This is a genomic window from Exiguobacterium sp. s143 (genome assembly GCF_018618895.1).
Taxonomy (GTDB): domain Bacteria; phylum Bacillota; class Bacilli; order Exiguobacteriales; family Exiguobacteriaceae; genus Exiguobacterium_A; species Exiguobacterium_A abrahamii.
Genome location: NZ_JACSMX010000003.1, coordinates 260,430 through 283,596, shown reverse-complemented (window position 1 = coordinate 283,596; position 23,167 = coordinate 260,430). Strand labels below are relative to the sequence as shown.

Here is a 23,167-nt window from a genome sequence, read left to right as displayed (position 1 = left end):
AAGGAGTCGTTTTTTCATGAGGATCATCTTAGGGTATTACCTCCTCCTGACACTCATCGGATTTGTATCGATGTGGCAGGATAAACGTCGGGCGCGGCAACATGCTTACCGAACACCCGAAGCGACACTATTGACGATTGCTTTCCTCGGTGGTGCGCTCGGTTCTTGGATCGGTATGTACACAGTTCGGCACAAGACACGGAAAGCGAAGTTCCAATGGCTCGTTCCAATGGTTGCTGTCTTGCATCTCACTTTCTGGTTTGTTTACACTTCACAATGAAAGAATGTGACCGATAGAGGAGAGAACGTACGGAATTGTGTCCGTCGTTCCCTTCTCTTTTTTGTATGAGGTCAATGATTATGAAGAACAGGTTTAATTTCTTTTTCTCTTAGGGTAAAGAATTTAACCAATTTAATAAATACATCTTTTTTTGATGTACTGAGAGGTGGACATCCCTTTATGTGGCATCCTTGCGCCGAATGTACGACATCAATCCGTTTCGTTGAAGCGGGAGCACTCCATATTCAATCACCAACGCCAGAAATTTATTCCTATCAATCGTTCGAACAGCTCGAACAGCTACTGACATCGCTCTTACGTGTAGCGGATTATCCGGTGTCGTGTCGCGCCACACAATCGCGTTATGTGACAGCACCCATCCTAGCTTCAGCACTTCTAGAACAACTGAAGCATCGGTCTGCGATTGATTTCATCCAGCATGGGGTCATGACAAGCCATTTACAACCAATTTATGATATCCAGCGCAACGTGCTCGTCGCGAACGAAGCCTTATTGCGAGCAGCAGATGATAACACGCCTATCTCGCCTGGTGTCTTGTTTTCGACGGCCTCGAAGATGGGACTTCATTCCCGTCTTGATCAGCGGGCGCGTGAAGAAGCCATCCGTGCGACGCATCATATCGGTGGCACAACAAAAACGTTCATCAACTTTCTCCCTTCGACGATCTATAATCCGGAGTACTGCCTGCGCCATACGTTTGAGATCGTCGAACGTTATCAAGTCGATCCGAGTCGGCTCGTCTTCGAAGTCGTCGAAACGGAAAAAATTGAAGACGTCAACCATTTGAAACACGTCTTCGAACAGTATAAGAAGCAAGGCATTCAAGTAGCACTGGACGATGTAGGCGCTGGTTTCTCGACACTCGATATGTTGTCCTTGCTTCAACCGGATTATATTAAAATTGATCGTTCCTTCATCGATCACTGCGATACGAACTCAGAAAACGAAGCCTTTTTACGAAAAGCCCGTCATCTGACACGAGAAATGGGGATTCAAATCTTAGCGGAAGGCATCGAACGGCAAGAAGAACTCGATCTTTGCCGCGAACTCGGCTTCGATCTTGGTCAAGGATACCTACTCGGTCGCCCTGCTCCTTATGCTCGCTTTGCGAAAGCACAATAAAAATACGCACATGGACCGTTTGATGATTATTCGGCACATGTGCGTCTTTTTATGTTAAGTCGTCGAAACGAAAACCATCTCGTTCCGTGTAATAGCATCCACTAGTTGTTCCATTGACACGATCGGACGCAACAGACGACACAATTCCTCTTTCGATGTCCGTAAAGCAAGTGTTTCGACGACATCGAGCGATAATGCGAAGTCTGCGAGTGCCGTCGGCTGTTCTTGTGCAAGAAGATAGTCACGCAACTCTGCATAATCATCATCATGTCCGAGTAACTTCTCTTGAACGAGTAGTCCGTAACCGACCTTACTCCCGTGCAAGAACGCATGCGTTTCTGGATGAGGCGATAACGCGTTATGCACTGCGTGTCCGATTGCACCACGCGTCGCCGCGTCACCAAAACCACCAATGCTTCCGGCTAACGGAATGACGGTTTCGACGAGATGTTGCATTTCAACGGGATACTCACGAAAACGCGTTTCCGTTATATTCGTCGACAAGATAAGATCCTTACAACGTTCAGCTGTCCGAAGCGCCATCTCGATGACGGGATCTTCAGCCGATGATCCGCTTAAGGCACGTGCTTCATACCACTTCGCTAGCGTATCGACGAGCCCCGCTACAAAATAATCATACGGACTCGCTGCGATGATCCGATGATCGAGTAAAAGGGCTTCAATCACGACGGGGAACGTATCAAATCGGATATACTGTCCCTCTTCGTTATACATGACACTGAGCGGAGTCCACGGAGCACAGTTCGAGACGATCGTCGGAATGATGATGATCGGGCGTCTCAATTGAAACGCGACCTGTTTTGCCGTATCGATGACACTCCCGCCTCCGAGCGCGAGAATCACATCGTACGGAGCACATACTTGTTTGAAAGCTTCCACCTGTTGATCCGTACAATGCCCTTCAAATAAAAGACGTGGTAATGCTGGTAAAGCAAAAGCAGCTGCTTCATAGGCTTGACGTCCATGAATCAGGACTGCTGAACGATTACCTATCACTTCTTTAAGTTGATCGAGCGCGTTTTCCTCATGTATGTATTGTAAAACAGCTTGTCGAATCACAGAATCGCCTCCTAATATTTGTTATCGCTCAGTATACGCAAAAGAACTCGCTTCGGCAATCATTCGATTTTCATAGAAGGAGAGCGTACACTAGAAAAGACAACAGTTCACTACAAAGGAGTCGATGAATCGATGCAACAGATCACGTTAAACAACGGCATCAGCATGCCCCAACTCGGATATGGTGTCTTTAAAGTACCGGAAGAAGAAGTATATGAAGCGGTCAGCGAAGCACTCCGCGCCGGGTATCGTTCAATCGATACAGCGATGATTTACGAAAATGAAGAAGGTGTCGGTCGTGCGCTGCGTGATTCGGGCATTCCCCGAGAAGAGATCTTTCTGACGACGAAAGTCTGGAATTCCGATCACGGCTACGAAGAGACACTTGCCGCTTTCGAGACGAGTCTGCAAAAGCTTGGTGTCGATTACGTCGATTTGTACCTGATTCATTGGCCGATGCCAAAAGAAGATCGTTATGTCGAGACATGGCGGGCGCTCGAACATCTCTATGCAGAAGGAAAGACGCGTGCCATCGGTGTTTCGAACTTCCATATTCCTCATTTGGAACGAATTTTAGCCGAAGGATCGATCGTTCCTGCCGTCAATCAGATTGAACTCCATCCGTTCCTTAGCCAAGAAGCGATCCGAGACTTTTGTCGCAAGCACGGTATCGTCGTTGAAGCTTGGAGTCCGTTGATGAAAGGACGCGACGCGTTGACGCATCCGGTCATCGTCGATATCGCCGATCGTCATCAGAAAACGCCGGCTCAAGTCGTCCTCCGTTGGCACTTGCAACACGACATCGTCGCGATTCCGAAATCCGTCACGCCAAGCCGCATTCGCGAAAATCTTGATGTCTTCGACTTCAGCTTATCAGACGTTGATATGAAAGCCATCGATCAATTGAACGCCAACGTGCGTACAGGATCAAATCCGGATCATAAATAAGACGAGACGATTCTCGTCTAATCTCCATACAAAAAGAAGGTACCTTTCGGAATTGATCCGGAAGGTACCTTCTTTGATGATGACCCTGATGCGTGATTCTAATCTATTGTTTTAGCGGTCTAAATTATTTCCATGATCTTGCTTGGCGATGTCATCCGATTGATGTTTCGATTGACGACGTTCTTCGCCGTCTTGCGTTGCATCATGTTCTTTTTCCTCGCGTTCTGTTTCCGGCCGGCGGAAATCGTCATCCCGACGCATCGCGATGTCCGGTTCCCGGTTCCCGTCGAGTTTTTTTGAATGATCGATTGCCTGCTCGTCTTGCGGCATCTTGTCCGTACCGGCACGGTGCAAATCAATCTCTGCATGCTCTTCCTTCGAATCTTTATCAACATCAAGCGGATTACCGGAGCCGAGCTGTGCATTGGAGTTCGCATCTGATGACGTATGCGTCTCTTCGCCACTACCATAACGGACTTTTACATCAGGATGCGTATTGTCTGTATTTAAATGTGGATCGAACTGGATGTCTTGGACTTCAAGTAACAGAACGAAGCCCCCACCTTCGACTTCCGTTTTGCGTTGTTCGATCTCATTGTCTGATAGATCAAGTGACCCGAACAGATCATCGACTTCTTGATCACGACCTTTGTTCCCACGAATCCGATCAATCCAAGACGGTTTCGTCGTCGCGATTTCTGCGTCCATTTGGCTACGGACGAGTGCGATGTTCGACTTCTCCTTGACGATGACGTAGAAGTCTTCCTCCCGGTGTCCTTGAATATGCAGTTCGTCCATTTTTGAAATCAATTCTTCCTCTGAATAGAACGTTCCGATATATTGTTTTGTTTTCATGGATGTTCTCCCCTTATTAACACGATTTGTCATGCGTGACTTCTATAAGGAGTATTTCCTCTTTTGCGTTAAAATATGCCAAAAAATATGCGTTCCGTTAAAACGTCATCTGTTTGACATGTAAACAATCATTCGCCGACGAGTTTCAGACCAATCGTCGCACTTAAGACGAGACCGATACAAACCAGTCGCTTCCAGTCTTTTGATTCGTTATAGAGCACCATGCTGAGAATCGCACCGCCCGCCGCTCCGATTCCCGTCCATACCGCATACGCCGTTCCCATCGGTAAACCATTCATTGCAAGCGTTAAGAATAGGAAACTGAGTCCGAATCCTGTTCCCATCAACAGTAGATTCTTCGCATTCTTATTTTGATTGAACGTATTGATCAAGACGACACCCAACATCTCAAAGATTCCGGCAATGATTAAATAAATCCAACTCATGCTGATTTCTCCTCTCCACTGACTAACTTCAGACCGATGACGCCGACGAGTAAGACAGCGATCAATGCTAATTTCATCACGGAAGCCGCTTGATCGAATAACACGATGTCCGTCACGACCGTCCCTGCCGTTCCGAGACCGACGAAGACAGCATAGACCGTTCCGACCGGTAAATGGTTACTCGCTTTGATCAGCACGGTAAAGCTAACGATGATACAGACGATCGTTGCAGTCCACTCAAGTGGTGTTGCCGCATGTTTTAATCCAATGACCCAGCCGACTTCAAAACATGCCGCGACGATGATCCCAATCCAATACTTTGCCATAGTAATTGCCTCCTGATAGGTAAATTCAAATGAAAAAGCCCGGGAGTAAGCGAGACGATTCGCTTTACTCCCGGGCTTTTATCCCTCCGTTGCATGGACAAACGTCCATGTTCCTCCCTCGGTCCAGCCGTACGGAACCCTAGAGGATACTCCCTATTCCATTCGATACAACCACCCTAGCACGCCCTTTTTCCCGTGTCAAACAGGAATCCGTTCCCCATCTGTCAAATAGAATCAAAGTGACTTCATCTGAAAGAGGAGGATGCTGCATGCGTTATAAAATCAATGATCAACTTCGGATTCGTCGTTTTACACCAGAAGATGTAGAAGCGGTTCACGCCTATGCCTCACAACCCATCGTCAGTCAATTCCAGTCGTGGGGACCGAATACCGAAACGGATACGAAACAATTCCTACACGATGCGCTTGAAAGTGAACTCGAGACACCAAGACGTCGTTATGTCTTTGCCGTGACGTTTCCAAGTGACGTCGTCATCGGTGCCGGTGAACTCGTCATCACAGACGTTGAGAATAAAATCGCCGAAATCGGATACGTCCTCTCGCCTGATGAATGGGGGAACGGATACGCGACGTCGATTGCCTCTTTCCTTCTCCAATTCGGTTTCGAAAAACTAGAACTACACCGCATCACGGCAACGTGTGACCCGCGGAACGTCGCTTCCGAACGCGTGTTGCAGAAAGTCGGCATGACGAAGGAAGGACAGCTTCGCGAGACGGTCTATCTCGAAGACCACTGGCGCGATTCCTTGATTTACGGCATGCTCGACTGGGAATGGCAAGTGGATCACGAAGAAGATAACTAACATAGGACTTCAAACGGTGTGCCGAGGCATACCGTTTTTTATGGACAATCTCCTATTTTTTTGATTTTTATCAATTTTTAAACAAGCGCATGCTACACTATTCATAATGACAAATTTTAAGAATTGGAGTGAACCTCTTGATGAAAAAATGGACTGCTCATGTTGCTGGACTTGCCGCAACGTTAATGTTGAGCTCGGTTTTACCCGCACCGGCTTTCGCTGAATCGCCACCTGCTCAACCGACAGCAGAAACACAAACAGTCACCGAGACGACCGGGGCGGCTTATTTAAAAGAGGATGCTGCGTTGCTACAAACGGCTGATTCCACAACGGTCATTCAACAACTACCAGCAGGAACGACATTCAAGACACTCGGCACGGACGGTGACTTCACTCGTGTCAGTTGGCAAGAAGGTACTGCGTATGTCGCAACAAACGCGTTAACGCAAACAGCACCTGTCTTTCAAAAACAAGCTACGCTGATGTCGAAAAGTCCACTCTCATTAGTTGCTTCACCATTTGATCCCACCGTCGTGACGACACTTCCCGCCTATCAGCGAATCGATACATACGGCACTTTCGACACGTTCACGCGTCTGAAATGGAACGAGCAATACGTCTACGTACCGACGGCACAACTCGAGCAACTTCCGAAATTAGTTGGAACGCGTTATGCCAAACGAACGACTTCTCTTTTCGTTGAACCGAAGACGACGAGCGCGAAGTCAGCTGTCACTCAAAATCAAGCATTCGAAACGTTTGGTACGACGGGTACTTTTACACGCGTGGCCACTAAAACGGGTTACGCCTTCGTATTGACAACTGATTTAGCTGATGCGCAGGTCGAAAATTATCCGGAAACAGGACTGCGTTATGCCAAACGAACGACTTCTCTTTTCGTTGAACCGAAGACGACGAGCGCGAAGACAGCCGTCGTTCAAAATCAAGCATTTGAAACGTTCGGTACGATCGGTACTTTTACGCGTGTTGCGACTAAGACGGGTTACGCCTTCGTATTGACGGTTGATTTAGCTGATGCGCCGGTCGTGAACCATCCGGAAACCGGGCTACGTTACGTCCAACAGCAGACAACGGTCTATGCTACTGCGACTACGAAAGGAAAAGTCGTACAATCGATTCCTGTGAATACTTCTCTTCAGACGTACGGCATCGAGGGGTCATTTACACGAATCAAACGAAACGACGAGTATGCCTATGTGTTGACGGCACATCTCGGTACGTTGAAATACTATCCGAAGACTGCACGCCTCTATGTTCAGCGCGCTACGCCAATCTATTCGGACGCCAAATCTTCAAGTCCTGTCTTGAAGCAACACCAAACGAATACGCTGCTGACGGTGTATGGCACAAGCGGTACCTATAGCCGGATCATCTTCCGTGGAGTTCATGCTTACGTCAAGACAGCTGATCTCGGTACTGGAAAAGTCTATGCATCAACCGGGACACGATACGCGAAACGCAATTTGTCCGTCTACACGTCTGCTTCGACGAAGAGCAAAATCATGTATTCCGTCAAACGAGCTGATAAGCTAACGATTTACGGCACAAGCGGTAGTTACACACGCTTGAAAAAAGGATCGGTCTACGGCTACGTCAAGACGACGGATCTCGTGACGAAAAAGCCGGATCTGTATGACGTCACTGGTCAACGCTATGTGACGGAAGACGATGTCGTCATTCGTTCGCAGGCAAAACTTTCGAGCAAAAAAATCGGCACACTAAAAAAAGGTACCTCGATTTCGATCTACGGAAAAAGCGGTTATTATACACGCGTCAAATATAAAAATGCCTTTGGTTTCGTCGATTCGAGTCGTATCGGACTGAACAAGCCGACGGCAAAAGCAAAAAAAGGCACGACATTTTATGTCCACCTGGACCAGACGCCACTCTTCTCTGCCGACGTAGCTTACAGTCGCCCAGCTGCCTATTTGAAGAAAGGGACGAAATTAATCGGTCTAAAATCAATTGATGATGATTTTTGGCAAGTTCGCCTGGCAAATGGTCAAACGGGTTACGTCCTCAACCCTTATATCAGCACGAGCAAACCCGATATGAAACTGACACAAAAAGCGATCGACCGGGCGAAAATCTATACGGTCAAACAGACGACGTCGTTCTTTGCGAGTCCAACAAGTCCAAAAGGTAGCGGACTCGTTGAACAAGGCAAACGGGTTTATCCGCGTCATCGAGTCGGAAACTTCTATGTCATCCAGTCAGGCTGGACACCTGTTTATCTTCCTGTATCCGCTGTGACGATCACGTCCGATAAACGGGTCGTTAAAAAGAATAATACGCGTGGTGAAAAGCTGATCCAAGCAGCCGTTCAACATATCGGTACACCATACACATGGGGTTCGCAAGATGCCGTGAACGGTGGTTTTGACTGTTCCGGTTTGATTCACTACGCGACGAACAAGGCCGGAAAATACGGTGGTCGGACGAACGTTCGTGGCTACTGGTATGGTGCTTTCTTTACAAATCGCCGGACGAGTATTGCAAGCGGTAAACGCTCGGATATCGTCTTCTTCCAGAACACTTATACAGATGGTCCATCGCATATCGGAATCATGCTCGATAGCGAACACTTCATCCATGCGGGCGGTTCACAACTTCAAATCAACTCGATTTATGAACCGCGTTGGCAAGAGCATTTCCTCGGATTTAAATCGATGTAAGACAAAAAAAGACGAATCCGTCGAAATCGACGGGTTCGTCTCTTCTTATCGCAATACGTTAAAATGTCATCTCTACGTATTTCGTTACTTGTCGATCCATCAAGTATAACTCGATCTGTTCACGGTAGGCTTTATAGTGATCGGATGCGATATGCGCTTCAAGTGCCTCTTCATCCCGATACACTTCATACAGCATGAATTGATGCTCATCCTCGATCGATTGATGTAAGGAATAACGTAAGCACCCTTCTTCTTTTTGTGAGGCATGATAGACCGTTTGTAGAATCGGGAAGACTTGATCCGCAAGTCCTGCTTTGATTGTAAGTACAGCGTTGACGACGATTTCTCCCATGTTTCATTATCCCCTTTCGTGATTACCTGTATCTGTACCCATTTTCACGAAAAGACACACGTCAAAGGAGCTTGAAGATGCAAACTCAACTTTTTGAAGCACTTGAACAATTCGAACCGACGATGATCGCGTTACGTCGTGATTTTCATCGACATCCGGAACTCTCTTTCCAGGAAGTCCGCACACCAGAACGAATTGCAAACTTTTACGCGGAGCAGGGCATCCCTTATCAAACAGCCGTCGGAGGTCGTGGTGTCGTCGCGACGATCGAAGGCAAACAGCCTGGTCCGACGATTGCGGTCCGTGCAGATTTCGATGCTTTACCACTTCAAGAAGAGACGACGCTTGCCTTCCGGTCGATCCATCCCGGTGTCATGCATGCTTGCGGGCATGATGGTCACACGGCAATGGTGATGGCCCTGGCTGCTACGCTCTATCCGTTACGTGATCAATTGCAAGGAACGATTCGAATCATTCACCAGCATGGTGAAGAGGTCTTTCCCGGTGGAGCCATCCAAATGATCGAAGCCGGTGTCCTCGAAGGTGTCGATGCGATTTTTGCGACACATCTCGAAAATGATTTACCGGTTGGTACGATTGGGTTTCGGGAAGGACATACATTATGTGCAATCGACGAATTCGAAATCATCGTTCATGGTCAAGGCGGGCATGCCCAAGCACCACATAAAACAAAAGATGCGCTCGTCGCTGGAGCGCAGCTCGTCTGTAACTTACAGCATCTCGTTAGTCGACGGGTCGACCCGTTCGAGCCGGCAGTTCTTGCAATTGGTTCTTTCCATGCGGGAACGGCGCCGAACATCGTCACGGGTGAAGCACGCATCGTCGGTGAAATTCGGACGTTCAATGAGACATTGCGGCATCAGCTCCGGCAAGAAGTCGATCTTGTCGCCAAAACGACATGTGCCGGCATCGGTGCTACCTATTCAATCGACTTCACGACGGGTTACCCGGCGCTCTGGAATCATCCGGACGAGACAAAACTTGTTCAGGAAGCCGCTTCTTTCTTACCGGAAGCATCCGTCCGGGCACTCACACCAATGATGGCTGCGGATGACTTCGCGCATTATCTAACACATGTCCCGGGAAGTTATTTCTTCACTGGCTCCGGATATACGGACGGTCGCGTCAACTATCCACAGCATCATCCGCAGTACGAAATCAACGAACAGGCGTTGTTGATTGGTGCGAAGACACTCGGAGCGACGGTTTTACGTGCCTTAAAACCTAAGGATTGACTTTATTTCTGTGTGAATGGTATCATCACAACAATGATAACGAATGACATCAACTTCATATACCCTTATCAAGAGTGGACCGAGAGATCTGGATCGATGACGTCCCAGCAACCTGCGCATAGCAAGGTGCTACGACCAGCAAAGCGAAAGCTTTGGTTGATAAAAAGCGGCGACTCCTTTTGCAACCAAGCGAAGGAGTCGTTTTCGTTTTCTCGCTGTCAGACATACAATGGGGATTTCCCACGGAGAGGAAGAGACAGATGGAAAAAGCAACATTTGCAGGTGGATGTTTTTGGTGCATGGTGACACCGTTTGAAGAATTACCAGGAATCGAGGGAATCGTATCAGGTTACATGGGCGGACACGTCGACAATCCGACATACGAGCAAGTCAAAACAGGAACGACGGGACATCTCGAAGTCGTCCAAATCACGTTTGATCCGAGCCTGTTCCCGTACGAGCGTCTGCTCGAACTCTACTGGCCACAAACGGATCCGACGGATGCAGAAGGTCAATTCCAAGATCGCGGCACGCAGTACGCACCAGCGATCTTCTATCATACGGATGCACAGCACGAAGCAGCGATCGCTTCCCGTGACGCCCTTGCTGCAAGCAATCGTTTCAAACAACCGATCGTGACGCGGATCGATGCCGCTTCTGAATTTTATCCGGCGGAAGAGTACCATCAAGACTTCCATAAGAAAAATCCAGAACACTATAAAAAAGATCGTGCTGCTTCTGGTCGCGATGCTTTCATCGAGCAGGAATGGAAAGATACGACGACGGTCTAATCACTTCGAACCATATACAGTAGCTGAAACTGATTTCAAACATCTCGTTCTTACCCTACTTTCAGTAAAAAGTGGAGGATGATCGAGATGTCGTGGAATCAGTTTTTTTTGTATGTAAAAAAATGATGTCTTCTTTACCAACACCCTTACATAAATTTGTAATCGTTTACAAAAGAAGCCTTTTGTTTTACGGTTAATAAAAATTAACCGGTTAAAAAGGAGATCAGTGCATGGAACAAAAAGCGATTCACATGTTAGAGAACTATGAACAGTTAAAAGTGATCAGTGATCCGTTACGAACAAAAATCCTCATGTTTCTCGTCGAAAAACCACACACGGTACATCAGTTAGCCCACTTGCTGACGTTATCCCGCGCGAAGGTCCTCTATCACGTACGGGAACTTGAAAAGCATGACTTGATTCGTCTCGTCCGTACGGAAGAACAGGGCGGCAATCTATTGAAATACTATCAAGCGATTGCTCGAGGATACATTCCTGCCGATCATCTACTGAACTTCGTCGAGACGAATGAAGCGACCCGGCAGTCGTATCTTGAGGTACTAGACCGGGCAAAGACACGCGTTCTTACGGCTCCGACAGCTACTTTTTCTCCTTCATCTTCGAACATCGAGGACTGGATGAGCTTATCACTTCAAAAGGAACTGGCGATGTCTGAAGCCGATTTTCGGCAGTTTGCTACAAAATATCGTGCTCTATTGGACGAGTTCACACGGTCCCCTTCACTAGACAAAAAAGATAAAAAACACTTCTATATCATGACGACTGCCTTTGCAATTGATGAACCACTATTTGAGAATGACGACGTCTAAACCGGAGGTGCCACATGCTGCCTATTGAAATGGATACGCAACAATCGCTGTTTAAAAATCGATCTTTTTTATTTTTATGGGGGTCCGGTATGTGCTCTGCCCTCTCCCTATCAACCTATCTGTTTGTTGAACAATGGTATGTCATCCATACGCTAAACCAGGCGTCATATCTTGGATTCGTCCTCATGGCCACCTTGTTACCCCGTATTTTTCTCATGTTATTCGGTGGCGTCTTATCCGATCGCTATAAACGTTCGACGATCATGCGCATCTCGAGCGCTTTACGAATCAGTTTCATTCTCTGTCTTCTCGCATTACTTCATACCGATCAGCTTACATTGCTGACGATTTTAGGATTCGCCTTTCTATTCGGTAGTGTGGATGCATTCTTTTCGCCGGCGAATGCTTCCTTACTTCCTACGCTCGTTCCGAAAGAACAACTCACTAAAGCCAATTCACTGATTCAGACATCTAATCAAATCGCCCTCTTTTCAGGTCCGATTCTTGGTGGAGTCATTCTCAGCTATTCCTCTTACTCGCACGTCTTTCTCGTAATTTTCGGGACACTCTGTCTGACGCTCCTTTTCACGTATGGTATTCGTGAATCTAAGATCAAGCGATCGCTTCAGCATTCAGCTCTCTTTGAACTAAAAGAAGGGCTGCATTACGTTTTTCACTTTCAGCAACTCAAGCAGACACTTTTTCTTGTCATCTGTGTCAATTTCTTTTTCTTTGGACCACTCTTACTCGGAATCCCCTTACTCGTTCATGATGTGCTCCAAGGAGATGCGATGGATTTAAGTTATATGCAAGGTGCTTATCAAATGGGAATGCTCGGAGGGGCGCTCTGGAGTGGTTTTACGCAAACGAAAGTAAATGGGCTTACCTCATCGGTCCGATTAATTGGCGCCTTAGGTCTGCTTCTCTTCCTGCTTAGTCAAGCGCAGCAGATCTTGTTGTACCTGATCATCCTGTTATCACTTGGTGTCCTTTCTTCGATCATCAATATTCGCTTCATTACGTTCATCCAGTCTCAGTGTGCGGAACAGACGATGGGACGTGTCATGAGTGTCGTGAATGCCGCGTCAAATGGTCTCATTCCATTATCTTACGCGCTCCTCTCGTTTCTACTGTCGTTTCACGTTTCGATCACGACAATCATATTGTACTGTGGTCTTCTCATTATTGTTCTCTCACTTTACTTCAGAAGACGAATGGTTCATCTATTCGATTGAGATCAAGTCACAACACATAAAAACATGCGAATCTCCCGATCGAATTAGCGGGAAACGCGCATGTTTTATTTAGTCAATCTAGAACGTGAGTGTTCATCCTCGACTCCTGCAGGGAAAGAAAGCGCGAGTCGCGCTTTCGTCAGGGTCAGGTAAGACCCGGCAAATCGCATAGAATGCGGGATGACGCGGCTTACCTCCCGCCTGCGGAAAGCGAGGATGACAGAAACGTTCGTCAGTCGATCGAACTAGTATCAGATTTTTTAAGAGACTTGCTTCGGTATATCCTTCGCCCTCTCTTCCGGCGCCACGACTTGATACCGCTTCAAGACGAAAATCCCACATACCATGACAGCGAGACCGACGAGTTGACCGAACGATAAATCAATTTGTGGTAAACCGAACCAGCCGAACGTATCGACAGCGAGAGCAAAGCTTAACTGCGAAATCAGAACGACAGAGATTGCGACGGACGGACCAAGTAACTGAATCCCACGCATGACACAAAAAACGACGCCGACACCGACAAGTCCACCAAACCAATAGAGTGGCGATACGTTTTGAATCTGTCCGATTGTTCCACCACGAAACAGAACATACGTGACACTTGCTCCGATGAAACCGACGAAGAAGACCAGCGTCGTCGTCGCCCAAGCGCCAAACGCGTCACTCATCCGAGCATTCAATACCGTCTGTAAACTGATTAACATCCCTGCAAACACGGCACACACGATGCCTATTATCATGTTCGTTCCTCCCTACTCATAGCTGTTGCCGTTCGCCTTCTCGCGAATCCGCTCCAGATCGACGATGATGATTTTCCCGCGTCGTCGAACGAGAATCTCCTCTTCACACAATTTCGTGATGATCCGATTGAGATGGCGATAACTCGTTCCAAGCCAGTCGGCGACGTCATGTAAGTTCGACGTCCGCATCTCCTGATAAAATAAACTGTCACTGGCTTCAGAAGCGATCGACAACAAATACCCTGCAAATCGCTCTTCAACTGTATACAACACATGGTGCGACGCTGATTTCGAGTCGGCATACCACTTCGCTGTGATCGTGCGTAATAAGAATTGCAGAAAGACGTTCGTCGTATTGTGCTCGCGTAAAATCGCATACGGTACGCTCAACACCTCGACATCGGTCACTGCTTCGACTGTATTCAGCACTTCCCGTTCGTTGATGAATTCAGCGTCACCGATCACTGTCAGTGGTGTCTTGAATCGCAGAATCCGTTGTTTCCCTTCTGACGAGGCAGCAGATATCTTAACTTTGCCTGCGACGATGAAGTACATCCGGTCGATCGCTGCCCCTGTCGTACAGAGGAGTTCCCCTTTTTGGAAGGTTTCTTGACGCAACCAAGCGCGCGTCTCTTCCGTCAAAATCGTATCCAGTCCGTACTGTTGAATGACGGTTTCCATGTTTATTCCCTCCCTTTAGGCAAGTGAGAAAATCGCAACTCCTGCAAGCATGAGACCCACACCAACCCACTGACCACGATTTCCTTGTTTTTTTAAGACACCGAACCATCCCTTTAAATCAATCACAAAAGCACATAAAATCTGTGCGACGAGTAATAAACACATCGCCCATGTCATCCCGAGTGTTTGGATTGCTGTCAGTTCCGTTACGACGACTAGCACGCCAATCAAACCGCCGCTTGCATAAATCCACGGTAACTGACGGAAGCCACCGATTTTCCGATCTCGTACGAAACTGTAAATGACTAAACAACCCATCAGACCCACAAAGTGGACGATCAATACGGACAACCACGGTCCGACGCCTGTCGCAAGGCGCGCATTGAATATGCCTTGCAGGGCGATGAACAGACCGCTCATCAAAGCAAACACGACTCCTTGCACGTCATCTCCTCCTTTAATCTCTACACTAGAGTAGACCTTACTCGTGCCCTACTTGAAAAGGACAAATGTCCCATTTTCAAAAAAACATGAAAAAACCCGCTGTCCACAAGTAGAATCACGGGTCCCTCACTATATGCTCATGTCGTAAAACGAGTCGTCGTTTGCTTCAGCTGTTCCTCTGCTTCCGTCATCATGCGCGTAAACAACTCCGCAACAGTCGGCACATCATGAATCAATCCGGCAACCAGTCCAGCGTTGACATACCCTTTCTCCTCATCGCCCTCAAGAGCGCCCGTAATATGATACGACTCATTCGTCTGATCGAGAAAAGCAGCAGGTGTCTCTGCTGTGAGTCGTTCGACGTAAGGACCATCAAGGACACGTCGGACGAATCCGACGGAACGTCCGATGATGCGTGTATCGGTATCGGTCGCATCCATTAAGTGCGCCTTGTATGCCGAATGAACCTTCGCCTCTTCCGTCGCGATCAATCGTGTTCCGAGCTGGGCACCCGCCGCACCAAGTAACAGAACAGCTGCCAATCCACGCCCGTCACCAATCCCACCCGCTGCCAGGACCGGAATGTTGACCCGATCGACGAGTTGCGGAATCAAGGTCAGCGTCGTCAACTCGAGCGGTGAATTGATGCCTGCCGCTTCAACTCCCTCCGCTACGAGTACATCAGCGCCTGCTTGTTCTGCCTTTAACGCCTGTTTGACTGAAGCGACAACAGCGATCGTTTTGATGCCAGCAGTTTGAAGTCGCTCTATGTACGGTGCCGGATTTCCTGCCGACAAGGAGACGACCGGAATCTTTTCTGCGATCGCGAGATCAATCAGTGCTTCCGTATAGGGAGACACACGAATCGCGATGTTCAAGGCAAATGGTTGATCCGTCAGCATTCGTGTCTCGTGAATCCGCGACGACACTTCATCGACCGACAATGTCCCGCACCCGAGCGTTCCGAGTCCTCCGGCATTCGACACCGCTGCCGTGAGCGCCGCATGACTAATGTTACCCATTCCTCCTTGGATCAAAGGATATCGAATTTTAAAGAGCTCACAAATCGGAAACATATCTTTCCTCCGTTCTCGACTTCACTCACATGCTATACTGACATGGAATGAATAGCAGTTCATCTTATTATAGAAACGAGGTCATTCTGTTATGAAGATTCCGTATCAATCGATTCATCCGAACGTCGCCTCCGATGTATTCATCGCTCCTGGTGCTTATCTGATCGGAGACGTCACGATCGGTTCCGAGTCTACCGTCTGGTTCAACGCTGTCTTACGCGGTGACGAAGGACCGATTACAATTGGGAAACGATGCAGTATTCAGGACAACGCGACGATTCATCTCTATGAAGGGGCACCCGTCGTCATTGAAGATGAAGTAACGGTCGGACATAACGCAATTTTACACGGTTGCAAAATCGGACGTCGTTCGATCGTCGGAATGGGTGCGACCGTTCTTGATCACGCAGAGATTGGTGAAGAATGCATCATCGGGGCGAATACGCTAATTCCATCGGGAAAAGTTTTCCCACCCCGTTCGCTGATCATCGGCTCACCCGGTAAAGTCGTGCGTGAACTAACAGAAGCGGATCTTGCGATGATTCAGGAGTCGATTGATTCTTATGTCGATAAAGGATATGCCTTCCGAAACATTCTCGCAGAATCCGCTGAACAGAACACATCTGAATGACACGAATGCGGGGCGGATCAACTGATCCGTCCCGCTCTTTTCATTCGAATAAATCTTCACCGCTCTGCAAACAGCGGGTGTTCCGCCGCGTCGTACGAGGCACTGCGTTGGGACACATCGTGCGTCTCTTCAAAGATCGATTCGAAGAACCGACTCGCTGGTTGTGCGAGCAATCGGTAATATTGTTCGAACAAGAGCGCCGCGTGATGTCCGCTCCACGCATCTGGTAACAGTTCTTGCGGTAATCCGGGATCCGTGAATAGAAACTTCCGGTATTCATGTACGAGCATCGTCCGTTCGACGAAACACTGTTCATCCGTCATTTCTCCGAGTTGGAGCTGACTTTGATGGACGATGTATTGCCGGCTGTAATCCGTGATGAACGTCTCGTAACGCTCCTGCAATTCTTCCAGCGGGAACGCACGCTCGACGAGGGATTGATCCTGCTTCGGACCGTGGTATTCACCGACGAAGAAATCGACATACTCTTCGATCTCGTACGACGCGATCAATCGTTCCGCCTCTTTTTCAAGTGGGTTCGGTGAGATCCAAACCCCGTTCGATAAGTTACCAAACCCACTCCACGTCAGTTCTTTGCGGAGCTCATCACGAATCTGGCGTTTATCCTCCGGAATCGTGTACATCAGCGTCCGCCACTTCCCGTCCCAGTCGTGCGGTGTTGATCTGTAGATCCGGCGTGCGGCCTCCTCCATCCGTTCCACCCCACGTGGTGTCAATGAATAGAAGCTTTTATTTCCTTGTTTCTCGGAGACGAGCCAGCCTTGTTTAACCATTCGGGACACAGCAACCCGAACGGCCTGTTCGTTATGTCCGAACTCTTTGACGAGTCGAATTAAACTCCCGACCCAGATTTGATTGCCGTAATGGCGAATGTAATCGCCGTAAATCGTAAAGATCATCGATTGGGTGTTCGCACTCATGGTATTCACTCTCTCTTCAGTCGTTCATAGTGTGTATCGTTAGTATACGGGTTATTTCAAACGTCGACCATCCTCATCTTCCTTCAAAGCGTGGTGGTCGTTTTTCAGCGAAGGCTTGTAGCGCTTCCTGACGATCAGCCGTCGGAATGACGACTTCATAAGCTTCTGTTTCGAGCTGTAGTCCTTCTTCGAGTGAGACATCCCGCCCTTGATCAATCGCTCGCTTCGCTTGGCGCAAGGCAATCGGACCATTCTGTAACATCTGATTAGCAAACTCAAGGCACGTCGTCATCAACGCTTCCCGGGCAACAACGGCTGTCGCGAGTCCGTACCGTTCTGCTGTCATCGCATCGATTTTTTTCGCCGTGAAGATCAATTCCTTTGCCCGCGTCTCCCCAATCAGTCGTGGCAATCGTTGTGTTCCACCGGCTCCTGGAATGATCCCGAAGCTGGTCTCCGTCAAGCCGACGAGTGCATCCTCGACGAGAAAACGGAAATCACAGGCAAGGATCCACTCGAACCCACCGCCGAGCGCGTGACCGTTGACGGCTGCGATCGTTGGTTGCGGCAATTGTGCGATCGACGTGAAGACGTTGCGGATCGCAAGGACATTGCGCCGGACTTCTTCTTCGTTTAAATGCACGCGTTCTTTTAAATCGGCACCAGCACTAAATGCTTTCCCCGTTCCCGTAAACAGGACGACCCGCGCTTCCGGGTCGACCGATAACGCATCGACCTGTTCTTGCAAAGCGACAAGCGTCGGATAATCGAGACAGTTCAAGCGTTCCGGACGATCAATCCGGACGATTGCGATATAGCCTTCTCGTTCTAAGTGAATCATACGAGTCCCTCCCGATCGACTACAAGTGCGATCCCTTGTCCGACTCCGACACACATCGTCGCGAGACCGTACGTCCGGTTCGTCCGGCGCATCTCATGCAATAATGTCGTTAAAATCCGGGCCCCACTTGCACCAAGTGGATGACCGAAGGCGATTGCTCCGCCATTGACGTTGACTTTTTCACTTGGTAAACCAAGTGCTTCGATACAGGCAAGACTTTGAGCCGCAAACGCTTCGTTCAACTCAATCTGATCGAGCTGTTCGACCGTCAAGCCTGCTCGTCGGAGAACTTTTTTCGTCGCGTCGATCGGTCCGATTCCCATAATGGCAGGTTCAACCCCAGCTGTCGCACTCGCCCGGTAATACCCGAGCGGCGTCAAACCGAGTTCGTTTGCTTTTTCTTCACTCATCAATAACAACGCCGACGCACCGTCGTTGACACCTGAAGCATTCCCCGCCGTCACGGTACCACTTGGGAATAATGGACGAAGTGTCGCCAGTTTCTCACGTGTCGTCTCGGGACGAGGATGTTCATCGCGATCGAAGACGCTGACGTTGCCTTTCCGGTCTGTTTGTGTGACCGCAACCAGTTCGTCCGTGAAGCGCTCTGCCTCGATGGCTCGTTTCGCGCGTTGTTGGCTTTCGAACGCAAAGTCGTCCTGTGCTTCGCGCGAGATTCCGTACTGACGGGCGACGTTCTCGGCTGTCTCCGGCATCGAATCCGTTCCGTATTGATCTGCTAAACGATCATTGACGAAGCGCCAACCAATCGTCGTATCGTACATCGTCTGATTGCCACGTGGATTGGCTTGATCCGGCTTCGCGAGAACGAACGGTGCACGCGTCATGCTTTCCGTTCCACCAGCGATATAGATATCACCTTCACCTAAGGCAATCCCACGCGCTGCCGCGATGACGGCATCCAGTCCAGATCCACATAAGCGATTGATCGTCGTACCGGCGACTTTGACCGGTAGACCAGCTAGTAATCCAGACATCCGCGCGACGTTGCGATTGTCTTCTCCCGCCTGATTCGCATTACCGAAAATGACTTCCTCAATCGTCTTCGGATCGACTTGTGGATTACGCTCAAGCAACGCTTCGATGACACGTGCTCCTAAGTCATCTGGACGAACCTGACGCAACGCGCCGTTATAGCGACCGATCGGTGTCCGAACGGCATCGATGATGGCGACCCGTTTCATGATGTCACCTCGCGATTCGTATAGTCATAGACGCCACGACCTGTTTTACGACCGAGTCGTCCGGCTTTGACATACTGTTCGAGCAGTGGTGCCGGACGGTATTTTTCGCCGAGCTTCTCATGCAGATACTTTAAGTTGTGGAGCCGAGTATCAAGTCCGACCAAGTCCCCGAGTTCGAATGGTCCCATCGGATAGTTTAAGCCGAGTTTGATCGCTTTATCGATCTCTTCTGGTGTCCCGAGTCCTTCTTGTAACATATAGAACGCTTCGTTTCCGACGAGCGCACTGATCCGCGAAGTCACGAACCCAGGAAACTCACGGATGACGACCGTTTCCTTCTGCATCTGACGCGCTACCTGTTCAAGAGCTGCGATCGTCTCATCCGATGTCTCAAGACCACGAACGAGCTCGATCAGTGGCATCAGATGGACCGGATTGAAGAAATGCATCGCCATGACCCGGTCCGCCCGGTTCGTAAAGGACGCAATTTCCGTTGGACTCATCGTCGACGTGTTCGTCGCGAAATAACAGTCCGGACGTGCATTCGCTTCTAGCGTTTCAAAGACTTGCTGTTTGATGCTGAGTTGTTCCGGTACTGCTTCAATGACGAGATCTGCTTGTTGTGCCGCCTCGGCTAGGTCGGTCGACAGATGCAGCCGATCGAACAGTCCCTCGACCTCATTCGCGGACATCTTCCCTCGCGTGATTCCTTTCTCTGCGATGCGTTCGAGTTCTCGATAGGCACTTTCGATATATTCTTCTTTAATATCAACGAGTGTCACCTGAAATCCGCGGTGTGCGGCAACATAAGCGATACCACGTCCCATGACGCCGGATCCGACGACGACGATTTGTTCTACCATCTGAATTCCCCCTTATCCCCTGTGCTGTTAAAAAAGGCTGGACTTCCCGACGGAACTCCAGCCTTCCCTCTTGCTTATAGTCCGAACGGATTGAGTGGACGACTGCCGTAGTACGACAAGATACTTTTTGTTTCCGTGTACAGATCAAGCGTCTCGATACAGAGTTCTCGACCGAAGCCCGATTGTTTATAGCCACCAAACGGTGTGCCCGGGAAGGCAGAAAACGGACAGTTGACCATGACGATGCCGGCTTTGATTTGACTCGCGACACGTGTCGCTTTCGCGCCGTCTTTCGTCCAAACGGCTGATCCGAGTCCAAACGATGTATCGTTTGCTAGGCGAATCGCTTCTTTTTCATCTTTGAACGGCATGACGACGACGACCGGTCCGAAGATTTCTTCATTGACCGCTTTCATCTCGTGTGTGACGTCCGTGATGATCGTCGGTGCGTACCAGAAGCCTTTTTCGTATCCTTCTGGTGCTGTCGCGTGACCACCTGTGACGATTGTTGCCCCGTCTTCTTTCGCTGACTGGACGTATCCATCGATGACATCGACCTGTTGTTGGTCAATGATCGCTCCAACGTGTGTCCCTTTATCGAATGGGTTACCGAGGACGAGTTGTTTTGTCTTCGCGACGAACTGTTCCATGAATGCTTCGTAGATCTCCTCGTGGACATACAGGCGCGAGCGCGCTTCACACGATTGACCACTGTTATAGAAGATTCCGAACAATGAACCATCAACAGCTGCTGTCACATCCGCGTCTTCAAAGACGATGTTCGGTGATTTTCCACCGAGTTCGAGTGTGACTCGTTTTAACGTCTCGGACGCACGTCCCATGATGTCTTTACCGACTGGCGTCGAGCCCGTGAAGGCGACTTTATCGACGTGAGGATGCTCAACGAGATGGTTGCCGATCTCGCGTCCGGATCCCGGGATGACGTTGACGACACCTGCTGGTACGCCAGCTTCTAGACAAATCTCACCGAGAATGATCGCTGTCAATGGTGTCAATGTCGCTGGTTTGACGACGACCGAGCAACCGACAGCGATTGCTGGTGCGACTTTCCAAGCTGCCATCATTAACGGATAGTTCCACGGAATGATTTGTGCACAGACACCGACCGCTTCTTTTTCCGTATAGTTATGGAATTGTCCCGGTACGTTATTGACGACACCACGGTGACCGACGATTGCACCCGCATAGAACTCGAAGTCTTCGATCGCTTGCGTGACTTGTCCTTGCGCCGCTGCCAGTGATTTCCCTGTATCAAGAATCTCCAGTTCGACGATTTCGTTGAAGCGTGAACGCATGATGCTCGCAATCTTATTCAAGATTTGTGCCCGACGCCCGACCGGCCACATCTTCCACTTCCCGTGATCAAACGCATCGCGTGCGGCTTGAACGGCGCGATCGGCGTCTTCCTTCGATGCTTTTGCAACTTCTGCGATCACTTCGCCCGTTGCCGGATTGTATGTTTTGAACGTCTCGCCTGTTGCACCCTCGACTTGTTCGCCGTTGATGAGCAAATGATAGACGGACCGTTTCATTTCAAGTGTTTTTTCATGTACTGTCGACATTGTATTCACTCCTGTTCCTGTTGATTGAAAATCGGTGATCGTTTTTCGAGAAATGCTTGCATGCCTTCTGTTTGATCGGCTGTCGCGAACAAGAGATAGAAGTTACGGCGTTCGTGCTCCATCCCATCTTGTAACGATAAATCGACGGCTTTGTTTGCCGCGTCCTTGATCAACCGCAACGCCATGCTCGGTTGGTTCGATAACCGCTCTGCCATTGCCAGCACCGCCGCTTCGACATCAGCCGTCACCCGGTTGATGATACCGAGTCGTTCCGCTTCCTCTGCCTTCATCCGGTCGCCGGTGAAGAGCCACTCGAGCGCTCGCGTCCGACCGATGCATTTCGTCAAGCGCTGCGTCCCGCCTGCTCCCGGCATGACGCCGAGTCCGACTTCCGGGAATCCGAACTGTGTCTCAGAATCGGCGTAGATTAAATCACAAGCGAGTGCCAGTTCAAAGCCGCCGCCAAGGACGAAACCGTGGACACCCGCGATGATCGGCTTTTTGATTCGACTGATCCGGTCCCAGTCTGCGAACGGATCGAGGAGTTCCATCGAGATCGGTGTCGCCTCGAGCATCTCCTCGATATCGGCGCCCGCTGAGAACGATTTTCCGTTTCCGGTCAAGACGATGACCGTCACCCGTTCGTCTCGGTCGAATGTCTCCATCGCCTCGACGATTTCCCGGACCATCGTCCGGTTCAGCGCATTGTATCGTGCCGTTCGGTCGAGTCGAATCCGACCGATCCGATCGACTATTTCCATCTTAACGTACTGTTGTGTCGGCATGGACATCTTCACCAATCATCAATGTGACGAGATCCCCCGCAAAGCTCATCAAGTCTTTCCCGGACGCTTTTCCTTCGAGCGAACGCATGCCTGCTTGCATCGCTTCCTGACTTTCATAGACCATCTCGCACATCAAGTAATACTTTCCGTCTCCGCCCATTGGTGAGCCGACGATTTTTGTGACATTCATTTCTTGCAGTCCTGGAATTTTTGCTGTCAATGGACCATGGACCTCAAAGTAATGCTGATCGAATGCTTCCTTGTTTTCCGGATGTTTGTACAGTGCGATTAATTTTGCCATATTGATTACCT

At 49.2% G+C, this 23,167-nt stretch carries 26 protein-coding genes and 1 riboswitch; of the genes, 10 read left to right on the top strand and 16 right to left on the bottom strand.

Features of this window, described 5'->3' with window-relative positions:
* Positions 1 to 16: 16 nt before the first annotated feature.
* Together KNQ03_RS12765 and KNQ03_RS12760 are read left to right on the top strand one after the other, a co-directional pair.
* Positions 17 to 280 carry a DUF1294 domain-containing protein gene (locus KNQ03_RS12765; protein ID WP_251133417.1) on the top strand — a complete coding sequence of 88 codons (264 nt, stop codon included), beginning with the start codon at positions 17 to 19 and terminating at the stop codon, positions 278 to 280.
* 180 nt (positions 281 to 460) lie between these two features.
* Positions 461 to 1,423 (top strand): EAL domain-containing protein, encoded by a 963-nt coding sequence (locus tag KNQ03_RS12760; protein WP_055970200.1) that lies wholly within the window; start codon positions 461 to 463, stop codon positions 1,421 to 1,423.
* Positions 1,424 to 1,477: 54 nt separating this feature from the next.
* Here KNQ03_RS12760 and KNQ03_RS12755 read toward each other — a convergent pair whose 3' ends face one another.
* Positions 1,478 to 2,503 (bottom strand): iron-containing alcohol dehydrogenase, encoded by a 1,026-nt coding sequence (locus KNQ03_RS12755; RefSeq protein WP_149426778.1) that lies wholly within the window; start codon positions 2,501 to 2,503, stop codon positions 1,478 to 1,480.
* Positions 2,504 to 2,635: 132 nt separating this feature from the next.
* Between KNQ03_RS12755 and KNQ03_RS12750 the strand changes: the two genes are divergently transcribed.
* Positions 2,636 to 3,451 (top strand): aldo/keto reductase, encoded by an 816-nt coding sequence (locus KNQ03_RS12750; RefSeq protein WP_214725041.1) that lies wholly within the window; start codon positions 2,636 to 2,638, stop codon positions 3,449 to 3,451.
* A gap of 111 nt (positions 3,452 to 3,562) precedes the next feature.
* Here KNQ03_RS12750 and KNQ03_RS12745 read toward each other — a convergent pair whose 3' ends face one another.
* The 3 genes from KNQ03_RS12745 to KNQ03_RS12735 all read right to left on the bottom strand — a co-directional run bounded on the left by KNQ03_RS12745 (position 3,563) and on the right by KNQ03_RS12735 (position 5,078).
* Positions 3,563 to 4,306: a general stress protein gene (locus KNQ03_RS12745; RefSeq protein ID WP_133208351.1), complete on the bottom strand. Its 744-nt coding sequence runs from the start codon at positions 4,304 to 4,306 to the stop codon at positions 3,563 to 3,565.
* A gap of 128 nt (positions 4,307 to 4,434) precedes the next feature.
* On the bottom strand, positions 4,435 to 4,752 hold the full coding sequence (locus tag KNQ03_RS12740; RefSeq protein ID WP_214725039.1) for a DMT family transporter: 318 nt from the start codon (positions 4,750 to 4,752) through the stop codon (positions 4,435 to 4,437).
* Positions 4,749 to 5,078: a DMT family transporter gene (locus KNQ03_RS12735; protein ID WP_149426776.1), complete on the bottom strand. Its 330-nt coding sequence runs from the start codon at positions 5,076 to 5,078 to the stop codon at positions 4,749 to 4,751. The genes KNQ03_RS12740 and KNQ03_RS12735 overlap by 4 nt, the downstream gene beginning before the upstream one ends.
* A 269-nt stretch (positions 5,079 to 5,347) precedes the next feature.
* Between KNQ03_RS12735 and KNQ03_RS12730 the strand changes: the two genes are divergently transcribed.
* Together KNQ03_RS12730 and KNQ03_RS12725 are read left to right on the top strand one after the other, a co-directional pair.
* The gene (locus KNQ03_RS12730; RefSeq protein ID WP_023467014.1) at positions 5,348 to 5,902 is read left to right on the top strand and encodes a GNAT family N-acetyltransferase; all 555 of its coding nucleotides are present in this window, start codon (positions 5,348 to 5,350) and stop codon (positions 5,900 to 5,902) included.
* A 140-nt stretch (positions 5,903 to 6,042) separates the two neighbouring features.
* On the top strand, positions 6,043 to 8,598 hold the full coding sequence (locus tag KNQ03_RS12725) for a C40 family peptidase (protein WP_251140307.1): 2,556 nt from the start codon (positions 6,043 to 6,045) through the stop codon (positions 8,596 to 8,598).
* 58 nt (positions 8,599 to 8,656) lie between these two features.
* Here KNQ03_RS12725 and KNQ03_RS12720 read toward each other — a convergent pair whose 3' ends face one another.
* Positions 8,657 to 8,950: a putative quinol monooxygenase gene (locus KNQ03_RS12720; protein WP_029340705.1), complete on the bottom strand. Its 294-nt coding sequence runs from the start codon at positions 8,948 to 8,950 to the stop codon at positions 8,657 to 8,659.
* Between the two features lie 77 nt (positions 8,951 to 9,027).
* Between KNQ03_RS12720 and KNQ03_RS12715 the strand changes: the two genes are divergently transcribed.
* From KNQ03_RS12715 to KNQ03_RS12700, 4 genes are all read left to right on the top strand, one after another.
* Positions 9,028 to 10,206 carry a M20 metallopeptidase family protein gene (locus KNQ03_RS12715; RefSeq protein WP_149426774.1) on the top strand — a complete coding sequence of 393 codons (1,179 nt, stop codon included), beginning with the start codon at positions 9,028 to 9,030 and terminating at the stop codon, positions 10,204 to 10,206.
* A 62-nt stretch (positions 10,207 to 10,268) separates the two neighbouring features.
* Positions 10,269 to 10,372: riboswitch (SAM riboswitch) on the top strand.
* Positions 10,373 to 10,466: 94 nt separating this feature from the next.
* Positions 10,467 to 10,997, top strand: a complete 531-nt coding sequence (msrA, locus tag KNQ03_RS12710) for a peptide-methionine (S)-S-oxide reductase MsrA (protein ID WP_023467010.1) — start codon at positions 10,467 to 10,469, stop codon at positions 10,995 to 10,997.
* A 230-nt stretch (positions 10,998 to 11,227) separates the two neighbouring features.
* Positions 11,228 to 11,827: a winged helix-turn-helix domain-containing protein gene (locus KNQ03_RS12705; RefSeq protein WP_064300613.1), complete on the top strand. Its 600-nt coding sequence runs from the start codon at positions 11,228 to 11,230 to the stop codon at positions 11,825 to 11,827.
* A 14-nt stretch (positions 11,828 to 11,841) separates the two neighbouring features.
* Positions 11,842 to 13,062 carry an MFS transporter gene (locus KNQ03_RS12700; protein ID WP_214725037.1) on the top strand — a complete coding sequence of 407 codons (1,221 nt, stop codon included), beginning with the start codon at positions 11,842 to 11,844 and terminating at the stop codon, positions 13,060 to 13,062.
* A gap of 260 nt (positions 13,063 to 13,322) precedes the next feature.
* Here KNQ03_RS12700 and KNQ03_RS12695 read toward each other — a convergent pair whose 3' ends face one another.
* From KNQ03_RS12695 to KNQ03_RS12680, 4 genes are all read right to left on the bottom strand, one after another.
* Complete coding sequence (locus tag KNQ03_RS12695) at positions 13,323 to 13,805, bottom strand: DMT family transporter (RefSeq protein ID WP_149426772.1); 483 nt, start codon at positions 13,803 to 13,805, stop codon at positions 13,323 to 13,325.
* A 12-nt stretch (positions 13,806 to 13,817) separates the two neighbouring features.
* Positions 13,818 to 14,486, bottom strand: a complete 669-nt coding sequence (locus KNQ03_RS12690) for a Crp/Fnr family transcriptional regulator (protein WP_023467006.1) — start codon at positions 14,484 to 14,486, stop codon at positions 13,818 to 13,820.
* 15 nt (positions 14,487 to 14,501) lie between these two features.
* Entirely contained in the window at positions 14,502 to 14,930 is a 429-nt protein-coding gene (locus KNQ03_RS12685; RefSeq protein ID WP_050678968.1) for a DMT family transporter, read from the bottom strand.
* Positions 14,931 to 15,067: 137 nt separating this feature from the next.
* The gene (locus KNQ03_RS12680; protein ID WP_214725035.1) at positions 15,068 to 16,006 is read right to left on the bottom strand and encodes an NAD(P)H-dependent flavin oxidoreductase; all 939 of its coding nucleotides are present in this window, start codon (positions 16,004 to 16,006) and stop codon (positions 15,068 to 15,070) included.
* A 91-nt stretch (positions 16,007 to 16,097) separates the two neighbouring features.
* On the opposite strand from KNQ03_RS12680, the gene KNQ03_RS12675 reads away from it, so the two are divergent.
* Positions 16,098 to 16,637 carry a gamma carbonic anhydrase family protein gene (locus tag KNQ03_RS12675; protein ID WP_035399020.1) on the top strand — a complete coding sequence of 180 codons (540 nt, stop codon included), beginning with the start codon at positions 16,098 to 16,100 and terminating at the stop codon, positions 16,635 to 16,637.
* Between the two features lie 56 nt (positions 16,638 to 16,693).
* Here the strand turns inward: KNQ03_RS12675 and paaX are convergent, their stop codons facing one another.
* From paaX to KNQ03_RS12640, 7 genes are all read right to left on the bottom strand, one after another.
* The gene (paaX, locus tag KNQ03_RS12670) at positions 16,694 to 17,578 is read right to left on the bottom strand and encodes a phenylacetic acid degradation operon negative regulatory protein PaaX (protein WP_023467002.1); all 885 of its coding nucleotides are present in this window, start codon (positions 17,576 to 17,578) and stop codon (positions 16,694 to 16,696) included.
* A gap of 73 nt (positions 17,579 to 17,651) precedes the next feature.
* Positions 17,652 to 18,419, bottom strand: a complete 768-nt coding sequence (locus KNQ03_RS12665; RefSeq protein ID WP_023467001.1) for an enoyl-CoA hydratase-related protein — start codon at positions 18,417 to 18,419, stop codon at positions 17,652 to 17,654.
* The gene (locus KNQ03_RS12660) at positions 18,416 to 19,624 is read right to left on the bottom strand and encodes an acetyl-CoA C-acyltransferase (protein ID WP_149426768.1); all 1,209 of its coding nucleotides are present in this window, start codon (positions 19,622 to 19,624) and stop codon (positions 18,416 to 18,418) included. Before KNQ03_RS12660 ends, KNQ03_RS12665 begins: the two co-directional genes overlap by 4 nt.
* Entirely contained in the window at positions 19,621 to 20,487 is an 867-nt protein-coding gene (locus KNQ03_RS12655) for a 3-hydroxyacyl-CoA dehydrogenase (protein WP_214725033.1), read from the bottom strand. The genes KNQ03_RS12660 and KNQ03_RS12655 overlap by 4 nt, the downstream gene beginning before the upstream one ends.
* Positions 20,488 to 20,561: 74 nt before the next feature.
* A complete protein-coding gene (locus KNQ03_RS12650; protein WP_214725031.1) occupies positions 20,562 to 22,070 on the bottom strand; it encodes an aldehyde dehydrogenase family protein in 1,509 nt (502 codons plus the stop codon).
* 5 nt (positions 22,071 to 22,075) lie between these two features.
* On the bottom strand, positions 22,076 to 22,855 hold the full coding sequence (locus KNQ03_RS12645) for an enoyl-CoA hydratase/isomerase family protein (RefSeq protein WP_214725029.1): 780 nt from the start codon (positions 22,853 to 22,855) through the stop codon (positions 22,076 to 22,078).
* Entirely contained in the window at positions 22,833 to 23,156 is a 324-nt protein-coding gene (locus KNQ03_RS12640; protein WP_023466996.1) for an EthD family reductase, read from the bottom strand. Before KNQ03_RS12640 ends, KNQ03_RS12645 begins: the two co-directional genes overlap by 23 nt.
* Between the last annotated feature and the right edge of the window lie 11 nt (positions 23,157 to 23,167).